Source organism: Paenibacillus sp. FSL M8-0212 (assembly GCF_038004645.1).
Taxonomy (GTDB): Bacteria; Bacillota; Bacilli; order Paenibacillales; family Paenibacillaceae; genus Paenibacillus.
The window spans coordinates 2189745-2209562 of record NZ_JBBORP010000001.1; the positions used below are offsets into that span (position 1 = coordinate 2189745).

Sequence of the window (19818 nt, forward strand, 5' to 3'; positions counted from 1 at the left end):
CCCAATAGTTGAAAGGAGATCCCCCCTATGGCTACTTTTGAAGAATTCATGCAGCATGACATCCGGGTTGGTACCGTGGTGGAAGCCGAACCCTTCCCCAAGGCTCGCATACCCGCTATTAAAATGACGATCGACTTCGGACCACTTGGCCTGAAACGCTCTAGTGCTCAGATTACTCAGCGATACACGCCTGACATGATCATTGGCCAACAGGTCGTTGCTGTAGTTAATTTTCCACCCCGGCGGATTGCCGGTTTTGTCTCTGAAGTACTTGTGCTGGGCGGCGTGCCTGGTGAAGGCGATGTTGTCTTGCTCACACCGGATAGTCCGTTGCCAAATGGAACACCGATAGCCTGACTTTATTTTGAGTAAGAATAATATAGGCTTTTCAAATGTTCGGAAATCGAGTATTCTTGATGTATTGATTATTGAATTGACTATTGATGGAACTACATATGTTGGAGACCTTAAAGCATAAGGCTATGAATCTGCGGATTCGTGGCTTTTTTTTGTGTTTTTAAGGAAATATAGGACTGGAGAATTAGTAAGGGTTGAGCGGAGAGGAGGAGTTTTGTTGATAAATCATACCAACAGCCTAGTTATACATGGTAGAATATTGATTATTATTACAAATTTAGTATCTAGTAGCCTGAAAAGTACATATCAAGGAGAGAAATTCACAATTGAGAGGAGCAAAATTCATGAGAAAAATGATGATTTCCGGCGTAACGGCATTAGCTTTATTAACAGGGGGTATCGTAGGTTTTGGAGGCGTTGGGAGTTCTGTAGAAGCCGCACAAGTTACAACTAAATTCAAGGACGTTCCTTCTACACACTGGGCATCTTCAGCAATTAATTCGGCCGTGGAACAAGGTTATTTCAAGGGGTATGCCGACGGGACATTTAAACCAAGCTCACCTGTCACCAAAGCTGAAATGGCAAGTATCCTGGGACGTTTATCCGACCAGCCTAATGCATCGACACAAGAACAAAACAATTTCACGGACATACCGGAGTGGGCAAAAAGCGGTGTCTCTACTGCTATTGCAAAAGGTTTTATCACCCCTTCTAATTACAAGGGAAAACTGGATGCACAAGGTGCTCTTCAACGAGGCGAGATGGCTACTTGGCTGACGCAAGGGCTAACCGTGGTTGATCCTGAGTACAAACAAGCACTCTCTGATGTGACCAACACCGTTGTGCCTGCAAAGGAATATTTCACAGGTAAACTCGCAAGCACTCAAAAAAATGCGGTCGCCGTTGCCCTGGGAACAGGACTGATGAGTGTAGCAAACGATAAAACATTTGGCGTTGATCGTACAACCACTCGGGCGGAAGTTGCTGTGTTGATTGCCCGTTATGCAGCAGTTGCCAAGACTAAGCCTGCCGATTTTCAAGGTTTAAATGAGCTGCGAGCAGTGGGTTTGACGGGGACGAATTTGAATATTATTGCAAAGTCTTTCAAACAAACACCTGAAAGAAAAATTATTCTATCAGGCAATCAGAAGTACGATGAAGTTGTAACTAATGACTTTTCGAAAGTTAGAAACAAAGAAATCGTTACCGATACAAATTATGCTGATCTTAAAGTTTTGAATTGGATTATTGTAGATACTAATGTCGCTAGCAACAACCGTAGCATTTATTATCCCGTTTTTGTAGATGAAGGAGTAAAGCTCCAAAACGATAGATATTTCTCTTTCGTCGAGTTTGATTTAAATATTAAATCGGCATCCATGAACCAACCACAAGCCGGAAGTCTCCTTAATTCAGCTACCTTTAATCCTTTGGCTTCCCCACAGTCAAAATCATTTTTGTCATATGAGGCTCCAAAAACAGGAGACTACACCTTGAATAGAGGAGTCTTTGGAGTTAAAAACCCTATATATTGGGCACAAGGAATGTTACATTTTAATCAATCTGTGACGAGGGCTGTGACCTTAGAAACCAAAGAGGGGGCAATCTTTAGTGTCATCGATACAAAATAAAATAAAAGATTTGAGGTTGAAGCCAGCTATCAGTAAATTACTGATAGCCTTTCTAACCATCTACGCTGTATTAACACCTTATTCATTTGTGCACGCCGGTGGCGGACCTGGTACTAAACCTGCAATAAAACCACAATATATGGTACCTGAAACACCAGCTAAATCTCAACTAAAAGTTATACCTGTTGAAGGGCAAAAAATGACCAATATTGGTATTTATATTTATCAAATTGATGATTTAAGATGGAGCGTTGATGGCGGATGTAGTGGGCCTAATGATCATATTTTGCTAGCTAACGATCCATCAACAAATCGTCCCGTTTCCTCGACAGTTTGTGTTGATCTTGATCTGGATAAAGAATTGTACAAACCTGCAGTATATATGGATAAGAACAGCGACCCTTATCCACGATCAGAATTAACCGAGGTATCCCTAAAGCCTCATTATATGGATGACAACCAACATTACAATGCAGATTTAAATATGCCTAAACTTGTTTCTGTTGACTCCTTCAATGGTAGAAGAACAATGTTCACCATGAAAATAGGCGGCGTTATCAATGCAACAGCTGCTAGAGAATATAACCCACCTAAATGGTCAGCAGATTACATCTTCAATACAGATCTTTATTGGAAAGGTCTTGTTGAAATAACTAAAGAGATCAACCTTACCACTGGCGGGCAACTTAGCTTGAACCAGTCCAAGCAATTGAATGCAACTGTCAAAACCAAAAATGGAGATGGAAACTTTGGTGCAGAGACCAATGTTAACACCGGCAGCGGTGGTACAACTACATGGGAATCATCCAATCCTGGTGTCGCTACCGTTAGTAACTCCGGATTAGTTCAAGCCGTCAGCAGAGGAACGACAACCATCACCGTATTGTGGGAAAAGGACGACTTTGCGTTAACTACCACTACAAACATTGGTGTTGAAGAGAACCCAGGTACGGGTGAGGGCGACGGGAACGGAGGCGGTGGTGGAGGTTGCACGCCAACGATTGGACCACCTTCTGCTGGAACCATTATGAGCATGAATGATCTCGATCCTAATGCCAACGGTGTTATTAAATCAGATAACAGAGATAATGAGACATTCAATGTATTAAAAGGAATACCTACTTCCGAGTCACTCTACACAAACGCCTTTGCTGACAATTATCTATTTAAACAAGCTTGGGCGAAAATGAGCGGTAAAGTTACATACAACTGTAATGTCACCATCTCGTACGACAGAGAATGGACAGTACCTGGACCAGAAATATGTGATGATGATGGTTGTACACCAGGGCCACCTGTACCCGCGAACGACACGGTACCCAAGCCATACACCTTCCAGATCACAAGAGACTACTCCTACTGGAAAATTAACAATCTGGAAATATACAAGATCGCTAAAGCAACGATGAATAATTACGCTTTGCCCGGTGAGACCGTTACGATGAATCCAACAGGATACACACCACCAATACTAGAGTCTAAAAATGATGAATCTGTAGAAAGCCATGTACGACCAGGGCAAACCACTTCAATCTCATATACTCCACCCAAATTAACAGGTGGTTTGAACCAACCTCCCAGTGTGCCTGATGATACATCACGGTTAAAAGGGATGGCTGAATCCAATACACCTCAAAGTAAAGTAAATAATGATCTAGTCAAATTCAACAACACAACCATTATGAATGAGGTGGAAGCAACCAAAGATGGCCCAGCGCCATCCAACATCCCTAATCCAACGACAATTGGGCGTGATGTGCTGTACAAACCGGGTAATATGATCAGCAATTCCCTGCTGAATAAAGCAAACACTACAAGCTCTGGTGAAATCTATTATGATTTGCTACCGGGTAACGTGAATGGCGGCTCCAATAAAATATTACCGATTAACGGCATCAACACCGTCACGGTACACACCCCTGTCGTCAACTACGCCTGGGTGTCGGATGATCAGCCGCATAATCAGAAAACCGTACCGGACTCAACCAGTGCTGCACTCATTCTGGAACGTCCGTTCATTGTACGAATTCCCACATCGGGACAGCACTTGGACGCAGCAAGTTATCCCGGTTATGGGAATCGGGACTATGCCAAATATTTTCGAATCAAACAGGTACAATTCCCGTTTGATGTCTACAACGCAGACCGGAGTCAGTTTATCCCTGCCAAGACATGGGTCGATATTCCGGTCAATCAACTGGATACCACATTTTATCTCCCTGTATGGGTAGATGAAGGTAAATATCACATTGTATTCCGTAATATTGCAGAGAATGCACCTGCAAACTTTACCGAGCAACAGGATGCCAATACCAATCTGACACATCATGTTGCAGCAGATACCGTACCAGTAGATGTGATCGGAAGGTTATATGATTTTCACGTCACTGATATCTCCGATTACAACTGGGAAAATGTATTTCGCAAGCGATTGGGTAGTCCCGACCCAACGGGCCTTAGCTACTGGGCAGGGATGAATAGCATTGATGGTGCTCCGAGAGGTAATCTGACTCCATTTGTATTGCCTATTCGACCAGGAAGCCATCCGGTGCAGGGATTCGCTAACGCGACTGTGAAGACGGGGTACCATTTCAAGTTTGATCTGAAGACCAAGGGCAATATGTTTGGCAAACAGGATGGTATTCGAGTTACACCCACTTTTGCTTTTGTGAGTAAAGACGGGTCCTCCCGGCAAGAAGTGGATCTGTATTACCATCGAGGCCAGGAACGACTGATCCGTATCGGATCGGCACAGGATCTGGAGAAACGCTTTGTTGTCCTGAACTCACGTCTTCGAAATGTACCCGGCACAGAGTTAGGCGATACAGCGCGTTATCAGTATACTTATGAGCTGACAGCGGAAGAACGCAACCAGCGTACGTTGGCAGAACATATGGTTCGCCTGGTCGATCAGACTTCCCATCAAAAAACATGGGTAGGTCGTTATGACTGGATGATCCTGTCTGATCCGATTCGTACACTCATTGGGCCAAAAACGGACATTCCTTCCGGGGTCAACGTGGACCGGGCCAATGCAGCAATCCAACGCTGGTACGGGGAGTATAGCTTGCCGGCCGATGTATATGCCGTACCAAAAGGGACGGATCTCGAACCCCTTGCCCAACAAAATCAGCTAGATGAGAAATCGAAGATTTTTCTAAAGAATGGTTATATCGTAGTTAACTTCAACATGGAGAGCCTGCGGAATGGAAATACAGAGGCGCCCCATCTACAATACATTCATGCACCACTAATGAATCAATGGCAGATGGAAGGTTTCAACAAAAAACCAACAGACACTCAAGGCAGAACCTGGCCGCTGAAGGATGGCGATATTGTCTTTTACCATGCTGATCAGTCCAGCCGGAATGACTTCCAATCCCAAGTACCACACTAGTACTGAATCCCTCATGTCAATACAACTGGCTAAGCAGATGTAGACAACTACATGTGGACAGAAGAGTCTGTATGCGGAGTACCTCTCCAAAATAAGACTGAATATCTATATAGCGACAATCACCCAATGAAGCAATCAATAAATATATGATGAAATAGCCATGAAGTGCCGGATTAAGTACTATACAGCCTGCGCAAAACTATGGTGTACTGAATGACTTAAGTGCACTGAACGACATACGATGAAGCATTCACAAGCCATTGCTGTATCACGTTCCAACTACAAACAACATACCTGTTATACAACAAAAGGGTTACCCTGAAAGTCATCTATGGACTTCTGGGGTAACCCTTCTTGCATCATTCTCTCCTGGCTCCAGAATCATCGTCACTTGCAGCTCCTTCCCGGCTTACACCAGTGGATTATCGCTACTTGACTCCTCTGTTACAGTGGCGAGACCGCGCCGGTATTACACCGGACTTCCCTATTAAGCTTTCACCCTGACGGGCAAAGCACCAAGTTCCACATATTCAATTACACTTCTGTATCAGAATAGCGGGACAACGTTTAATGATCAAAACTTTTCTTTTAAATTTGAAGCAATAGGTGCAGCTAATCGCGATTTCTCGACCCCTTCGGAGATACGCCCGTCACACGCTTAAACATCTTGGAAAACAATAATGGGTCCGTGTAACCGACAGAATGGGCCACTTCACTAACCGACAGACCTGGATTCTGAAGAAGTTCGGCAGCACGATTCATACGGTACTCCAGAAAAAAAGACTGTAGCGACATGCCATATCGCTCTTTGAACAATCCAGATAGATACGTGCGATCCAGCCCCACAGCGTGGGCAATATCCAGAATGGAGGTTCGCTGGCTGTACCTGTTCTCCATAAACTGCACCGCCTGCCGGATGTATGTCTCTTTGTTTGAAAGGAGCTGCCCTATTTCCTCCTCCACAGGAGATGAAGAGATTAATTCTGCCATCAAGCGGTACAAGAGACTCTGGTTCAACACATCGCCTCCCGGTCGCGTGGAAGCCTGGACCATCTCTGTATACAACTGTTCCATCGTATTTGTATCCTGGGCATCATATATCGGGCGCTCCGGGCTCAATTGGGCACGTTGCATGAATGCTTTGGCTTGTACACCTTTAAAACCAAACCACGAATATGTCCAGGGCTCCTTCGGGTCTGCCTCATAATGAATAAGCGTGTCCGGGAGAATGACAAAACCCTGTCCCTCGCTAAGTTTGTATTCCTGATCCCCCATGTACACGGTGCCCCGTCCTTCATGGATGTAGTGCACAATGTAAGAATCACGTACACCCGGTCCCCAATAATGCGCAGGATCACATGCCTCCCACCCGAAAAACAACAAAATCAATTCCATCTGTGTCCAGCCGGCGGGAACCACATTCATCTCAATGCGACTCACTTTTTCGCCCTCCCTCCTTATTTCTTTCCACGGTTCACCATCTGTATGTCTAATTAAATTATAACAGCTAAAGTACACAATTATTAGTTGAAAACGGAAACAAAAATGGGATTATGCCATGTTTGAGAGGGGTTGAGCCATAGTTATATGTGCCGAATCGGCCTATAGTTGGGGTACAACATTTTTCAGGGAGGCTGAACTTAAGATGAACAAAATTACTTTTCTCGGTGCAGGCAGCACCGTCTTTGTTAAAAATGTATTGGGTGATGTCATGATGACCGAAGCACTGCAGGATTTTGAATTGGCATTGTTTGATATCGATGCTGAACGTTTGAGCGATTCAGAGCGTTTGCTGACCAGTCTGGCCCGTTCACTCGGAAGTCGTTGCGTCGTGAACGTATATCATGACCGCAAAGAAGCGCTACGCGGGGCCAAATATGTCATCAACGCTATCCAGGTCGGTGGATATGATCCATGCACCATTACAGACTTTGAGATTCCGAAGAAATACGGATTGCGTCAAACAATTGCAGATACACTCGGTATCGGCGGAATTTTCCGTAATTTGCGGACGATTCCGGTCATGTTGGATTTCGCCCGGGATATGCAGGAAGTATGTCCGGATGCATGGTTCCTGAACTACACCAACCCGATGGCCGTGCTTACTAACGTCATGAATGTGCATGGTGGGATCAAAACCGTAGGTTTGTGTCATAGTGTGCAGGTATGTGTACCACATCTGTTTGATGCACTGGGGATCGATCAGACAGGTGTTGTGGCTAAGATTGCAGGGATCAACCACATGGCGTGGCTGCTCGAAGTTACCAAAGACGGGCAGGATCTGTACCCCGAGATTAAACGTTTGGCGAAGGAAAAACAGAAAGAACAGCATGACGACATGGTTCGTTTTGAGTTGATGCAACGTTTTGGCTATTATGTGACGGAATCCTCAGAACACAATGCCGAGTACCATCCTTACTTCATCAAGCGGAATTACCCGGAGCTGATTGAACGCTTCAACATTCCACTGGATGAGTATCCACGCCGCTGTGTGAACCAGATTGAGGGCTGGAAAGAAATGCGTACCAAGCTGTTTGCCAGCGAAAATATTGAACATACCCGCAGCCGTGAATACGCATCGCATATTATCGAAGCGATGGAGACAAATAACCCGTACAAGATTGGCGGCAACGTCATGAACAACGGACTGATTACGAACCTGCCGCGTGAAGCATGTGTCGAGGTCCCTTGTTTGGTGGATGGATCAGGAATCAGCCCTACGTATATTGGAAATCTGCCTCCACAACTCGCGGCATTGAACCGGACAAACATCAACACGCAACTGCTGACGATTGAAGCAGCAATCACTGGCAAAAAAGAACATATCTATCATGCTGCCATGCTTGATCCACACACGGCTGCCGAACTGTCTATTGATGACATTGTAGCGATGTGTGATGAGTTGATTGAGGCTCACGGTGACTGGTTGCCAAAATACACGTCATAATATAAAAGCACCGTTTCCTTTGCAGCTAAAGGGGACGGTGTTTTGTTCGTTTGATAGCGCTCACCCGCTGAATGGTGCGTCACATCACAATTAAGAAATGTCTCGCTCTCTTAAACGTTATTCGGCAGGGAGCAAAAAGCGATAACCAATGCCAGGCTCCGTCTGAATATATCGCGGATTCGTTGGATCTTCATTTAATTTTTTTCGCAGATGTCCCACATATACCCGAAGATAATGGCTGTCAGACTCATGATGATGCCCTCCCCATACTTGCTGCAAAAGCTGACGCTGGGTGATGATTTTCCCTGCATTGGAGGCAAGCACCTTCAGCATCTCATATTCCGTTGGGGTTAATTTGACCAAAGCCCCCTCCAGTTCGACCTGCCTTTGGGCCAGATCAATCGTGAGTGATCCAAAGCGCAGTATTGGCTCATCCGTTGTTTTGGCTACATGACGCAGCGCCACCCGAATACGGGCAACCAACTCACCCATTCCGAATGGTTTGGTCACATAATCATCTGCACCAGTATCCAACGCGGCAATTTTGTCTCCCTCCTGATCCTTCGCTGTCAGCACAATAATTGGCACTTGTGACCATTCGCGAATCCGGCGAAGGACCTCCATGCCAGACATGCCCGGCAGACCAAGATCAAGGATGATCAGATCCGGATGTACAATACTGGCCTGGATAACCCCCTCTTCGCCATCCCCACACTCGTGGAGTTCGAATTGGTGTGCCTGAAGGGTGACCTTGAGCAATTTGCGAATCTGCGGCTCATCATCGATCACCAGTATGCGAGCCCCTAGTGGTGCGTTCATGTTATTCTTCAACCTCTCCTTGTTCTGAATAGGGAAACTGTGATCCGTGAGCCTCCATGGGGATATCTATGCGCATTCTCGTCCCCCCGCCCGGATTCGGCTCTGCCACAATGGTACCTCCGTGGACTTCCACAATGCCTTTGCATATCGCCAGACCAAGCCCCGTTCCTGTGACATGCTGAGTCGACTCCGAGCGATAGAACTTATCAAATATACGCAATCTTTCCGCTTCCGTTATACCGATGCCTTGATCAGCTACCCAGATCGTCAATTGATCTGTACTCTTATCGCTTGCCACAGTGATGACAATCGGGCTCTCATCAGGCGAATATTTGATGGCGTTGCTGACGACATTGACCAGCACCTGCTCCAGCAATACTTCATCTCCGTAGATAAAGGCAGGGTCATCAGGCAGGTCAACTTGAATGTTGCGATGCGGACTGAATCCCCGAACTTGTGTCAGTACAACGCTAATGATGTCTCCCACGTCACACCATTTCCGGTTCAGTTGCAACATGCCGCTCTCCAGCCGAACCATACCCAGCAGATTCGTGACGAGACGATTCATGCGCAAAGCTCCATCCCGAATGTTGCCGGTTAATTCTCTCCGATCCTCGGGTGTAAAAAGAGTATCATTCTCCAACAATCCCGTAGCCGAGCCGATAATGGCGGTTAGGGGCGTACGCAATTCATGAGAGACAGAGTCCAGCAACGCTGTGCGTATGCGCTCTGATTCAGCAGTGATCTGCGCCAACCGGGCCTCTTCCGCCAACTTCACTCGGGCAATGGCACCTGCGGCCAGCCCACCGCATGCCTCCAACAGCCGAAGCTGTTCTTGCTGCTCATGAATCTCGCCAGCGTCCATGCTCACGGCGAGTACGCCATGAATCTGCTCCTCTGTGCGTAGCGGTACGTAAAGTCCGGGAGATTCCCGTAAAGCGGATGATCCCTTACCTGCGATCTGTCCGTGATGATACACCCATTTGGCAATGGCAATTTCCGACTCTCCATCTCCCCAGCCATCCTTTTCCCCTTCTGATGCGGGTGCAGAAGAGCTTGTAACCAGCAGATCCCCCTGCCCATCCGGAAGATACACAGCCGCCGGCTTACCCAGGGTAAGCGATACTTGGGTTGCAATGTTAACCAGTAAGGTATTCAGATCCGTAATGGCTGTCATCTGACGACTCAATGCGTACAGGGAGTTCGTCGTGGCTTCGCGTGCTTTTACCATTTCCAGCTGTTGTCGCAATCGACCTGCAAGACTTGCTGTCAGGATTGCCACCGCAAGATACACAACAAAGGAGATGAGATATCTCAAGTCTTCAACCGTAAAGCTCAAATACGGCGGTACAAAAAAGAAGTCAAACATAATGACGCTAAAACTGGCGGCATATACAGCTGGCCCCATTCCCCAATACACGGCACTCACCAGTACGGGAAACAGGTATACAAGCGCTACGTTAACCAGATCACCGCTCATGCCGATGGCATGAAGCAGCAAAGTTAGCAGCGTCACCCCAAGGGTCACCCATACATATGCCGAAATCCGTTTCCCATGGGATGGCAGTGTTTCTTTTTTTATTCGTTCAGACAATATCCATTCACATCCCGCTCAGTTCATAATCGTAATCTGCAACGATCAATACATCCAGATGCCGCGACAAGCGTACAAGTCGGTTCACCACCGAACCTGAGCCGCGGTAGCCATTCAGCCACCACACCCGTCTGGCCTGCCCGACCACCAACTGGGTTGCTCTTGCCTCCGATGCCTTTCTTGCCAAAATCTCAGGTACATCGCGCAGCCTTGGACTGTGATGAATATGAAATTGACCACCAAGCCGAATCGTCAGCTGCTCCAACGCTTCCAGATGGCACTTCACTTGGTCACTCATGGACTCACCGATGTGGATATGATGTACATGCCAGATGGCTTTTAGACGAAAAGCCATGCGGAATCCGCGCCGGATCAGCCGCTCGGCATGACGATCACTGCTTACACATACAAAGACCGCTTCCTGTCTGCGCCAAGGTCCTCGAAGTGCGATTTTGGCCTGCTGTGCTTCAAGCCTTTCATCCACATCGTCCGCCAGTTCACGCAGGGCAAGTTCACGCAAGGCAATCAGATTACCGATTTTAAAGAAATTCGCAAGAGCTTGCTCGACCTTGGCAGTTGCATAGATTTTACCCTCCCTCATGCGCTGCCGCAAGGCCTGGGGTGCCACATCAATCAGCTGCACCTCATCCGCCATCTGAATGATCCGATCAGGTACGGTCTCGCGGACACGAACACCGGTAATATGTTCAACGGCATCATTCAGACTTTCGAGATGCTGTACATTCATTGTGGTAATCACCGAGATGCCTGCATTCAGCAGGAGCAGGACATCTTCATAACGCTTTTGCCGGACACTTCCAGGTACATTCGTATGCGCTAGTTCATCCACAAGCACCACTTCCGGACAAAGACGCAGAATACCCTCGGTGTCCATCTCTTCCAGCCGAGCCTCCTGATACACTCGCTGCACACGAGGGATCACAGATAAGTGACCCATCTGTTCCACGGTTTCCACCCGCCCATGTGTCTCCAGCAAGCCGATCTGCACATCGATGCCCTTACGGAGCAAATCATTGCCTTCCCGCAGCATCATGTAGGTTTTGCCTACACCGGGTGCGGCTCCGATATATATTTTGAATGTGCCACGCTGAATCTGACCTATCTGTTCCTTCATTTCCTGCTCGCTTAGTCTGCGGTATGTCAGCGACTCCACATCGTTAACCTTAGCCGGAACGACACGTTCCCCCTCCCGGGCCGCTCGATCAGCAACCAGAAACAGGTCAACACCACGTAATCTGCGTAACAGCGAGTTAACAACGGACCCTTGCCACAGTTCCTGCCAGCGTGTACGCCGGGAGTGTCCCATCACAATCCGGGTAATCTGGTGCTCCATGGCGTAACGCGCCAGCGTAGACGGGATGTTACGACGGTGTAATATAGACAACTCCTCCATATGGCCGTCAAACTTCTCCACCAGCTTGATCATATTGCGCCGAAATACGGTTGCCTCCTTGGTTAATGGCTGCTTCATATTCCGAAAAACCACAGCGCACAGATCACCATTCAACCGTTTGGCAATCTGTTGTCCACGCCGGATATAGATCGAGCCGTTCCAATGATATTGCGTGGACACCAGAATTCGTTCCATGATGCCTGTTGTGACGGTAATTCCCATCTCCTCCCGATGCTCGCGCAGGGATTCATTCACCCCTTCTGCCACCAATCTCAGGGCCAGTTCGCGCAGAATACCCAGATTGCCTTGACGAAATACAGCTTCTCCCTCATGCCCCTTCAGATGACCTTCTGCCAGACGGCTCAGTATGGTTTCCGGCGTGACGTCAATCAGCTTGACTTCATCCGCAAGTTCCAGTGTATCCGCAGGTACCGTATGTTCTGTTGCGATACCCGTGAGTTGCCGCGCCAGCTCGGTATACCCTTCCAGTTCATACACATTCAGCGTTGTCATGACACTGATGTTGTTTCGGAGCAAAAACTGAATGTCTTCCAGCCGGGTAGCATAGCGGGCGCCTTCTCTGTTGCGATGTGCCAAACCATCCACCAGTACAACCTCCGGATTACGCGCCAATAGTGCATCCAGGTTCAGATCCTTCATCTCTACATCATCACTCTGGCGTAACCAGTGAATGCTTGGAATCCGTTCAAGTGCGCCAAGCTGTTCCACCGTTTCTGGTCTGCGCATTGTGGATACGGCACAGATGACGACGTCAATGCCCTGCTCACGCAACGTGTTCCCTTCCCGCAACATGTGATACGTTTTGCCCGATCCGCTGACTGGGCCGATGTAGATTTTGAGCGTACCCTGCTGCAGCTTCGTAATCATCTTCAACATCTCTTCCGGTGACTTGCGCTTGAAGCTGTCTTCCATCCGTCCCTCTCCCCCTTTCCTTTAAAAATAGGATGAAACAAATAGAGAAAGCCCCTCCCGATATATCGTGAGCAGGCTAATATGTTCGTTAGTTCATTTCTCCTGTCAGCGCCAGATTCAGAGCCGTTACATTCACACGTGGTTCCCCAAATATACCCATCTGACGACCTTCCGTATGCTCATTTACAAGTTCCACAAGCTGCTGTTCACTAAGCCCCGTAGCTTTGCTAATGCGTGGGATCTGTGCCTCAGCGGCTTCGGGAGAGAGATCCGGGTCAAGTCCAGAGCCTGAACCCGTCACGAGATCAGCAGGGATCTGCTTCAATCCCGGATTTTCCTGCTGGAGCTGGGCCATCTTTTCCTTCATCTCGCCGATATATTCCTCCGAAGCTACGGCGCGATTTGAACCAGCTGAAGCCGTTGGGTCATAACCGGCATTTGATGCCCGGGGCTGGAACAGCCCCGGCGATTGGAAATCCTGCGCCAGCAGGGACGAGCCGATGATTTTCTCATCTTGCGTAATCAGACTGCCGTTCGCCTGCGCAGGAAAGAGAAGTTGGGCTACACCAGTCGTTACAAGCGGATAGATTAGCCCGCATATCAACATAAGCACAACGGATAACCGTACAGCGGGCAAGAACATGTTCATACAGATCACTTCCTGAATTCATTAGGATAAAAGGACAATTTTGATAACATTGTTATCTCGTTAAAGGATTCCCGACAGAACCATGTCAATCAGCTTAATGCCGATAAAAGGTACAATCACACCACCCACGCCATAGATGAACACATTGCGACCAAGTAACCGTTCGGCTGACATCGCCCGATACTTAACCCCTTTCATCGCGATGGGAATAAGCAACGGAATAATAATGGCGTTGAAGATGAGCGCCGACAGGATCGCGGACTGTGGTGAAGCCAGATTCATAATATTCAGTGCCTGAAGCTGCGGCATGGCGAGAATGAACATCGCTGGAATGATGGCAAAATATTTCGCAATATCATTGGATATCGAAAAGGTTGTGAGTGCGCCGCGAGTAATCAGCAGCTGCTTGCCAATGGAGACCACCGACAATAACTTGGTCGGGTCAGAGTCCAAATCAATCATGTTGGCCGCTTCTTTGGCCGCCATGGTGCCCGAATTCATCGCCAGGCCCACATCGGCCTGCGCCAGAGCAGGAGCATCGTTGGTACCGTCGCCCGTCATGGCGACGAGCTTGCCCTCCTGCTGCTCTTTTTTGATCGCCGCAATCTTGTCCTCGGGTTTCGCTTCCGCAATAAAATCATCCACTCCCGCTTCCAGCGCTATGGTCGCTGCGGTCAGCGGATTGTCGCCTGTACACATAATGGTCTTGATGCCCATGGCGCGCATCTCGGCAAACTTCTCCTTCAGCCCTGGCTTCACAGTGTCTTTCAGATAGATTACACCGTAGATTCGTTCATCAATAGCTACAGCAAGCGGCGTACCCCCAGCCTTTGCAATTCGATTTGCAGTCTCATCCAGATCACCAGGTATACGGCCTCCTGCGGAAGCAATATATCTTTTGATCGCATCCACCGCACCTTTACGAATCTTCATTCCGCTACTCAGATTGAGACCGGACATCCGTGTCTCTGCCGTGAATTCCACACTTTCCGCATTTGCATACTCCGTTTCAGACCAGCTCTGGCCTTGTTTGCCTGCCAGTTCCACCACAGAACGTCCTTCCGGGGTCTCATCTCGCACAGAAGCCTGTAAAGCAGCTTGCGTCATCTCTGACGAAGTAATGCCCTGAACGGGAATAAACTCTGATGCCATGCGGTTTCCGTATGTGATCGTTCCTGTTTTGTCCAGAATCAGCGTGTCGATATCCCCAGCTGCTTCCACCGCTTTACCTGACATAGCGAGCACATTGAACTGTGTAACACGGTCCATTCCGGCAATACCAATGGCAGACAGTAATCCACCAATTGTGGTGGGAATCAAGCAGACGAGCAGTGCGATCAGGGTGGCCAGATCCAGTCGAATACCAAGGTAATTCGCCATTGGAACCATCATCAGGATGACAATTAGAAAGATCAGAGTTAATACGGCGAGCAGGGTTGTCAGTGCAATTTCATTAGGTGTTTTCTGACGCTGTGCACCCTCAACCAGAGAGATCATCCGGTCAAGGAATGACTCACCCGGATCGGTCTGAACACGCATGACGATGTAATCGGACACAACGCGGGTCCCTCCGGTAACGGAGGAGAAATCTCCCCCTGCTTCCTTGATAACCGGGGCGGATTCTCCCGTAATGGCCGATTCATCAATGGAGGCCAAGCCCTCCATAATCTCACCGTCCGTCGGGATCAGTTCACCAACTTCCACACGGACCATATCGCCTTTTTTCAACTGGGTCGAAGACACTTGCCGGATGGTTCCATCCTTCTGCACCAGATTGGCCATGGTGTCCGACTTCGTCTTGCGTAACGTATCCGCCTGCGCCTTGCCTCTTCCTTCTGCAAGTGCCTCCGCGAAGTTAGCAAACAGCAGCGTGAACAACAGAATGAAAAACACGGCAATGTTGTACCCGCGCCCAGCCTCGGATGCGGTGAAGAGATCTGGATTGATGCTCAATAAGAGCGTAATGAATGTACCAATCTCGACAATAAACATGACCGGATTTTTGATCATGACCACCGGATTTAGCTTTTTGAATGCATCCAGTGAAGCCTGAAGTATCATATCCTTGCTTAACGAACGTTTTGATCCGGGATCACGTTGAATATTACCGCGGTTGTTATTCGGCTCATTGCCTTTCGTTCTAAACATTTCTGTATCCATGTGTTGCATCGTCTGCTCCTTCTTTCGTTCGACTGCATTCATCGTGCACTGCCACCTCCATACGTTACGTCCTTATACCAATTCCTCTGTTGCTCCCCTGTCATTTCCCTCATTGAATCATTGCCAAGTGTTCTGCGATCGGTCCAAGGGCAAGCGACGGGAAGAATGTGAGTGCGCCGACAACAACGATCATCATGACCAGAATCCCAGCAAAGAGAGGTGTGTGTGTCCGCAAGGTGCCCGTGGTTACCGGTACAACCCGTTTCGTAGCGAGTGAACCCGCAATAGCCAACATGGCGATCATCGAAACGTACCTTCCCAGCAGCATAACGATACCAATCGCGATGTTGTAAAAGTCTGTATTGGCATTCAGTCCGGCAAAGGCCGATCCATTATTGGCTGCACCCGAGGCAAAAGCATAGAGAACTTCGGTCAGGCCATGCATGCCCCCGTTCGAGATGGACGCAATGGCTTCGGGCCGCATAAGCGCGAGTGCCGTTGGCGCCAGAATAATCAAAGGATGAATGAGCAAGGCGATGGATGCGAGCTTCACCTCTTTGCCCTCGATTTTTTTGCCCAGGAACTCAGGTGTTCGTCCTACCATCAAGCCACAGATAAACACAGCCAGAATCACATACAACAGTCCGTTGATCAGCCCTACCCCTTTGCCACCAAACACGTTATTAAGCATCATCTGAGCCAGTGATACCATGCCTCCAAGTGGAGTGAGCGACTCATGCATATTGTTGACCGAACCTGTAGTAGCCGCTGTCGTGACTGCCGTGAATAAAGCCGATTCGGGTATGCCGAACCTGACCTCTTTCCCCTCCATATTGCCATGCAGACCTGCTGCATCCAACGCGGGTACACCGCGATATTCGGAGACAAATACGGTGGTCAACATCACAAGGAAAAGAAAACTCATCGCTGCGAACAATGCCCAACCCTGCTTCCGGTTATTGACCATCAAGCCGAAGGCGTATACCAGTGCGGTCGGTAACAGCATCATACAGACGATGTGCACCAGATTGCTCAGGGCCGTTGGATTCTCAAATGGATGTGCAGCATTGGTTCCAAACCAGCCACCACCGTTGGTGCCAATGTGTTTGATCGATTCCAGTGAGGCGACCAGTCCACGTGAGATGGTCTGCTGCGCGCCTTCCAGCATCGTAGCGTTCACCGCTCCTGCGAGTGTCTGAGGCACCCCCTGGAACACGAGGAACAGGGCCACGATGAAACTCAGGGGTAAAAAAATACGTGTAATCGACCGTACAAGGTCGACGTAAAAGTTCCCCAGTTCATCCCGGCGGCCTACCAATCCGCGAATGAATGCAATAGCCACTGCAAATCCCGTCGCTGCTGACGTAAACATTGGGAATGTCACTGCCAGCATCTGTGACAGGTACGACAGGGCATTCTCGCCCGTATACGACTGCCAGTTCGTGTTGGTCATGAACGAAACGGCCGTATTAAATGCCTGCGCCGCTGGCATATTGCCGATGCCATCCGGATTGAGCGGTAAATATTTTTGCAGTCGCAGCACCAGAAACATCAATACCAACATTACAAAGTTGGAGAGGAGAACGGCCGTGAGGTACTTTTTCCACCCCATGGATTCGTTCGCACGTACCCCCATCACTCGATAAAGCAGTCGCTCCGGCCCGCCAAAAATCCGATCCAGCCCCGTTCGCTGTCCATCAAACACGTTCACTATATATTTTCCCACCGGTTTCACCAGAAGCAGGATGATCAGTAGCGTCACCGCTACTTGCACTACACCGATACCCATATCTGCATTTCCTCCCTATTCGACGTTCCCTTGTTCCGCATTACGTACATCGTCAGCATCAGAATTTCTCTGGCTTCACCAGCACATAACCGAGATAAATCACCAGTGCGATTACAATCATGCCGATGACAATCATTTCGCTCCCCCTCTCTACCCTCAAGCCTTTTCGCAAAATTTCACAAATCCCCAAAACACCGCAAACAACAGCACAACCAATCCAATCATCGTGGCATCATTCACCATACGCCCTTCCTCCCTCTCTCTACCGTTCTCTGCACCTGCTACATGTAAAATCGTAATACGAAACGCTGTAAAAAAGGGGTAAAGAAATACCGCCACAGGTGTAAAAAAAGCGTAAAAAAGACCCGATCTCCTCAGCACTGGGCTGAAAAGAACGGGTCTATAAGGTTTACTATTTATCCAAATGGATTCTGTGCCCACTGCAATAATCTTTTCTTCGTGATTTTGCCATGGGAGGTATGTTTGACGACTTGTCCCTGATCGAGCAGAAGTACCTGCGGTGACTCATGGTGAACCTCTGTCTCCTCCGCAATGTGACGGGATAACGAGCGATTTTCAATCACTTTGACGATGCGATAATCCATGGGTTGTTTGGGATCTGATGCATTGGTGCCGACAAAAGCTATAAACTCTCTGTACGCTCTCGCACTGATTGGACACGTCGTGCTGTGTTTCAGAATAAGCACCGGATGATCCTGCGAGCGATGAAGCGCGTCTTCCCAGTCACCAAGTTTGTGCAATTCACGGACATGTTCGCTGAGCATATGTTCCGAGTCTGCCCCCGCACGTTTGCTAACTACCGAACCGATTACAATGCCGAGTGCCAAGCCAAAAGCAATGCCAAGTCCAAGTTGTTGTGTAGCCGTACCAATGCTGACTCCCATGGCAACACCTATAGCAAGCCATACGGCTTGATGATTTACTTTTTTATCCATACAGATCTTCCCTTCCTGATATATGTATATCAAGGTTATATAACTTCTACCCTTATATTCTGTTCAAATTATATCACAGGCCTCTGTGAGCAGGCTTTGATAATCTTCATCTCTGGGTGCAGATTTCAGTGATTGGATTTATGCAAAATGCTCATTTGTGATACACTGGTTGTAATTTGGAAACGATGAACATGAAGAATGGATTGGAAGGGCGGAAATTCCATATGACATACGCGTTTATGATTGAACCGCAGGATTTTATTGCGCTGGATAACGAAGATGAGCTGATTGAGAAATGTCAGGAGTGGGGCCTGCTTTCCGGTAAAGCGACCAAACTCAAAACGTTCTATTATAAAGGAAACGGATTAAACATGCCGTGCACCATCATTGGATATGTGGATCACATGGCAGCCGTTATTCAACTGGATAATGGACAAAAACATTGCATTCACCCGTCGTATCTGAAGGAAATGCAAGCGTCCAGTTACAGCGCCAGAAGCATAAGTAATGCCGGGTCAGATCGAAGCCCAGAATCGGCAACTTCGGATACAGTCACACCAGTCGCTGTTGATGTTGCGCCAACTCCAGATGCCCTGGTTAACCCGGATGAAACGCCGGTGGATCTGGATAATTCGGACGAAACGGACACTGATGAATTCTCCTCGGGGCTGAAGGGTGATCCGGATGGGTTAGTAGAAGAGTATGTTGGACCTCAGTCTGGGGTAGCCAGTGAAGCCAAACCCAAAGCCAAAACAGCGAGCAAAGCCAAGACCGTTAAGATTGATCTGCCCGAAGGTAAAGTGAAGATGAGTGCCGTTGTCAAAGAATTCACCACCGTACCGAATCACTTCTCGGACAATGACGATGAAGTCATCATCTATGAAGCAGTTACCATTACAGAGCCAGACGTCATCGATGTTGGGGAAGCCTGGTCGAGCCACAGTGCTACCGTTAAGAAACAGGAGCTGGAAGTGGGAGATGTCATTACGTTTGAAGCAAAAATTATCAAGAAGAAGCTGACACGTAACCCGGTTCCTTATAAAATCAACAACCCTTCCAAGATTCAAAAGGAAGGCTAATCAAGGAAAATTAATCACGAGTCATTACAAGAAAAGCAAAAAAACCTCCACAACTGCTCAAAGCAGACCGCGGAGGTTTGTTCCATTTGAAGG

At 48.1% G+C, this 19818-nt stretch carries 14 protein-coding genes and 1 riboswitch; of the genes, 5 read left to right on the forward strand and 9 right to left on the reverse strand.

Going from position 1 to position 19818, the window contains the following annotated elements; all coding sequences use genetic code 11:
- The first annotated feature begins 27 nt into the window (after positions 1 to 27).
- From csaA to MKX68_RS09785, 3 genes are all read left to right on the forward strand, one after another.
- On the forward strand, positions 28 to 357 hold the full coding sequence (csaA, locus tag MKX68_RS09775) for a chaperone CsaA (protein WP_340911134.1): 330 nt from the start codon (positions 28 to 30) through the stop codon (positions 355 to 357).
- Between the two features lie 344 nt (positions 358 to 701).
- Positions 702 to 1988 (forward strand): S-layer homology domain-containing protein, encoded by a 1287-nt coding sequence (locus MKX68_RS09780; protein ID WP_340911137.1) that lies wholly within the window; start codon positions 702 to 704, stop codon positions 1986 to 1988.
- Between the two features lie 529 nt (positions 1989 to 2517).
- Positions 2518 to 5385: a DUF5704 domain-containing protein gene (locus MKX68_RS09785; RefSeq protein ID WP_340911140.1), complete on the forward strand. Its 2868-nt coding sequence runs from the start codon at positions 2518 to 2520 to the stop codon at positions 5383 to 5385.
- Between the two features lie 346 nt (positions 5386 to 5731).
- Positions 5732 to 5920: riboswitch (cobalamin riboswitch) on the reverse strand.
- Between the two features lie 77 nt (positions 5921 to 5997).
- On the opposite strand, the gene MKX68_RS09790 is transcribed toward MKX68_RS09785, so the two are convergent.
- Complete coding sequence (locus MKX68_RS09790; RefSeq protein WP_340911143.1) at positions 5998 to 6825, reverse strand: AraC family ligand binding domain-containing protein; 828 nt, start codon at positions 6823 to 6825, stop codon at positions 5998 to 6000.
- Between the two features lie 205 nt (positions 6826 to 7030).
- Here MKX68_RS09790 and MKX68_RS09795 point away from each other — a divergent pair, with 205 nt between their 5' ends.
- A complete protein-coding gene (locus MKX68_RS09795) occupies positions 7031 to 8332 on the forward strand; it encodes an alpha-glucosidase/alpha-galactosidase (RefSeq protein ID WP_340911145.1) in 1302 nt (433 codons plus the stop codon).
- Between the two features lie 117 nt (positions 8333 to 8449).
- On the opposite strand, the gene MKX68_RS09800 is transcribed toward MKX68_RS09795, so the two are convergent.
- The 8 genes from MKX68_RS09800 to ytxJ all read right to left on the reverse strand — a co-directional run bounded on the left by MKX68_RS09800 (position 8450) and on the right by ytxJ (position 18646).
- On the reverse strand, positions 8450 to 9151 hold the full coding sequence (locus MKX68_RS09800; RefSeq protein WP_340911148.1) for a response regulator: 702 nt from the start codon (positions 9149 to 9151) through the stop codon (positions 8450 to 8452).
- Between the two features lies 1 nt (position 9152).
- A complete protein-coding gene (locus MKX68_RS09805) occupies positions 9153 to 10745 on the reverse strand; it encodes an ATP-binding protein (protein WP_340911152.1) in 1593 nt (530 codons plus the stop codon).
- A gap of 7 nt (positions 10746 to 10752) precedes the next feature.
- Entirely contained in the window at positions 10753 to 13092 is a 2340-nt protein-coding gene (locus MKX68_RS09810) for a histidine kinase (RefSeq protein WP_340911154.1), read from the reverse strand.
- 88 nt (positions 13093 to 13180) lie between these two features.
- Positions 13181 to 13741, reverse strand: coding sequence for a potassium-transporting ATPase subunit KdpC (kdpC, locus tag MKX68_RS09815; RefSeq protein ID WP_340911156.1), 561 nt, complete (start codon positions 13739 to 13741; stop codon positions 13181 to 13183).
- A gap of 60 nt (positions 13742 to 13801) precedes the next feature.
- A complete protein-coding gene (gene kdpB / locus MKX68_RS09820; RefSeq protein ID WP_340915353.1) occupies positions 13802 to 15802 on the reverse strand; it encodes a potassium-transporting ATPase subunit KdpB in 2001 nt (666 codons plus the stop codon).
- Positions 15803 to 16010: 208 nt separating this feature from the next.
- Entirely contained in the window at positions 16011 to 17690 is a 1680-nt protein-coding gene (gene kdpA, locus MKX68_RS09825; protein ID WP_445671066.1) for a potassium-transporting ATPase subunit KdpA, read from the reverse strand.
- Between the two features lie 58 nt (positions 17691 to 17748).
- Positions 17749 to 17862, reverse strand: coding sequence for a potassium-transporting ATPase subunit F (locus MKX68_RS09830; RefSeq protein ID WP_340911159.1), 114 nt, complete (start codon positions 17860 to 17862; stop codon positions 17749 to 17751).
- Between the two features lie 244 nt (positions 17863 to 18106).
- Positions 18107 to 18646 carry a bacillithiol system redox-active protein YtxJ gene (ytxJ, locus tag MKX68_RS09835; protein ID WP_338590018.1) on the reverse strand — a complete coding sequence of 180 codons (540 nt, stop codon included), beginning with the start codon at positions 18644 to 18646 and terminating at the stop codon, positions 18107 to 18109.
- Between the two features lie 224 nt (positions 18647 to 18870).
- On the opposite strand from ytxJ, the gene MKX68_RS09840 reads away from it, so the two are divergent.
- Complete coding sequence (locus tag MKX68_RS09840; protein ID WP_340911160.1) at positions 18871 to 19725, forward strand: hypothetical protein; 855 nt, start codon at positions 18871 to 18873, stop codon at positions 19723 to 19725.
- The last annotated feature ends 93 nt before the right edge of the window (positions 19726 to 19818 follow it).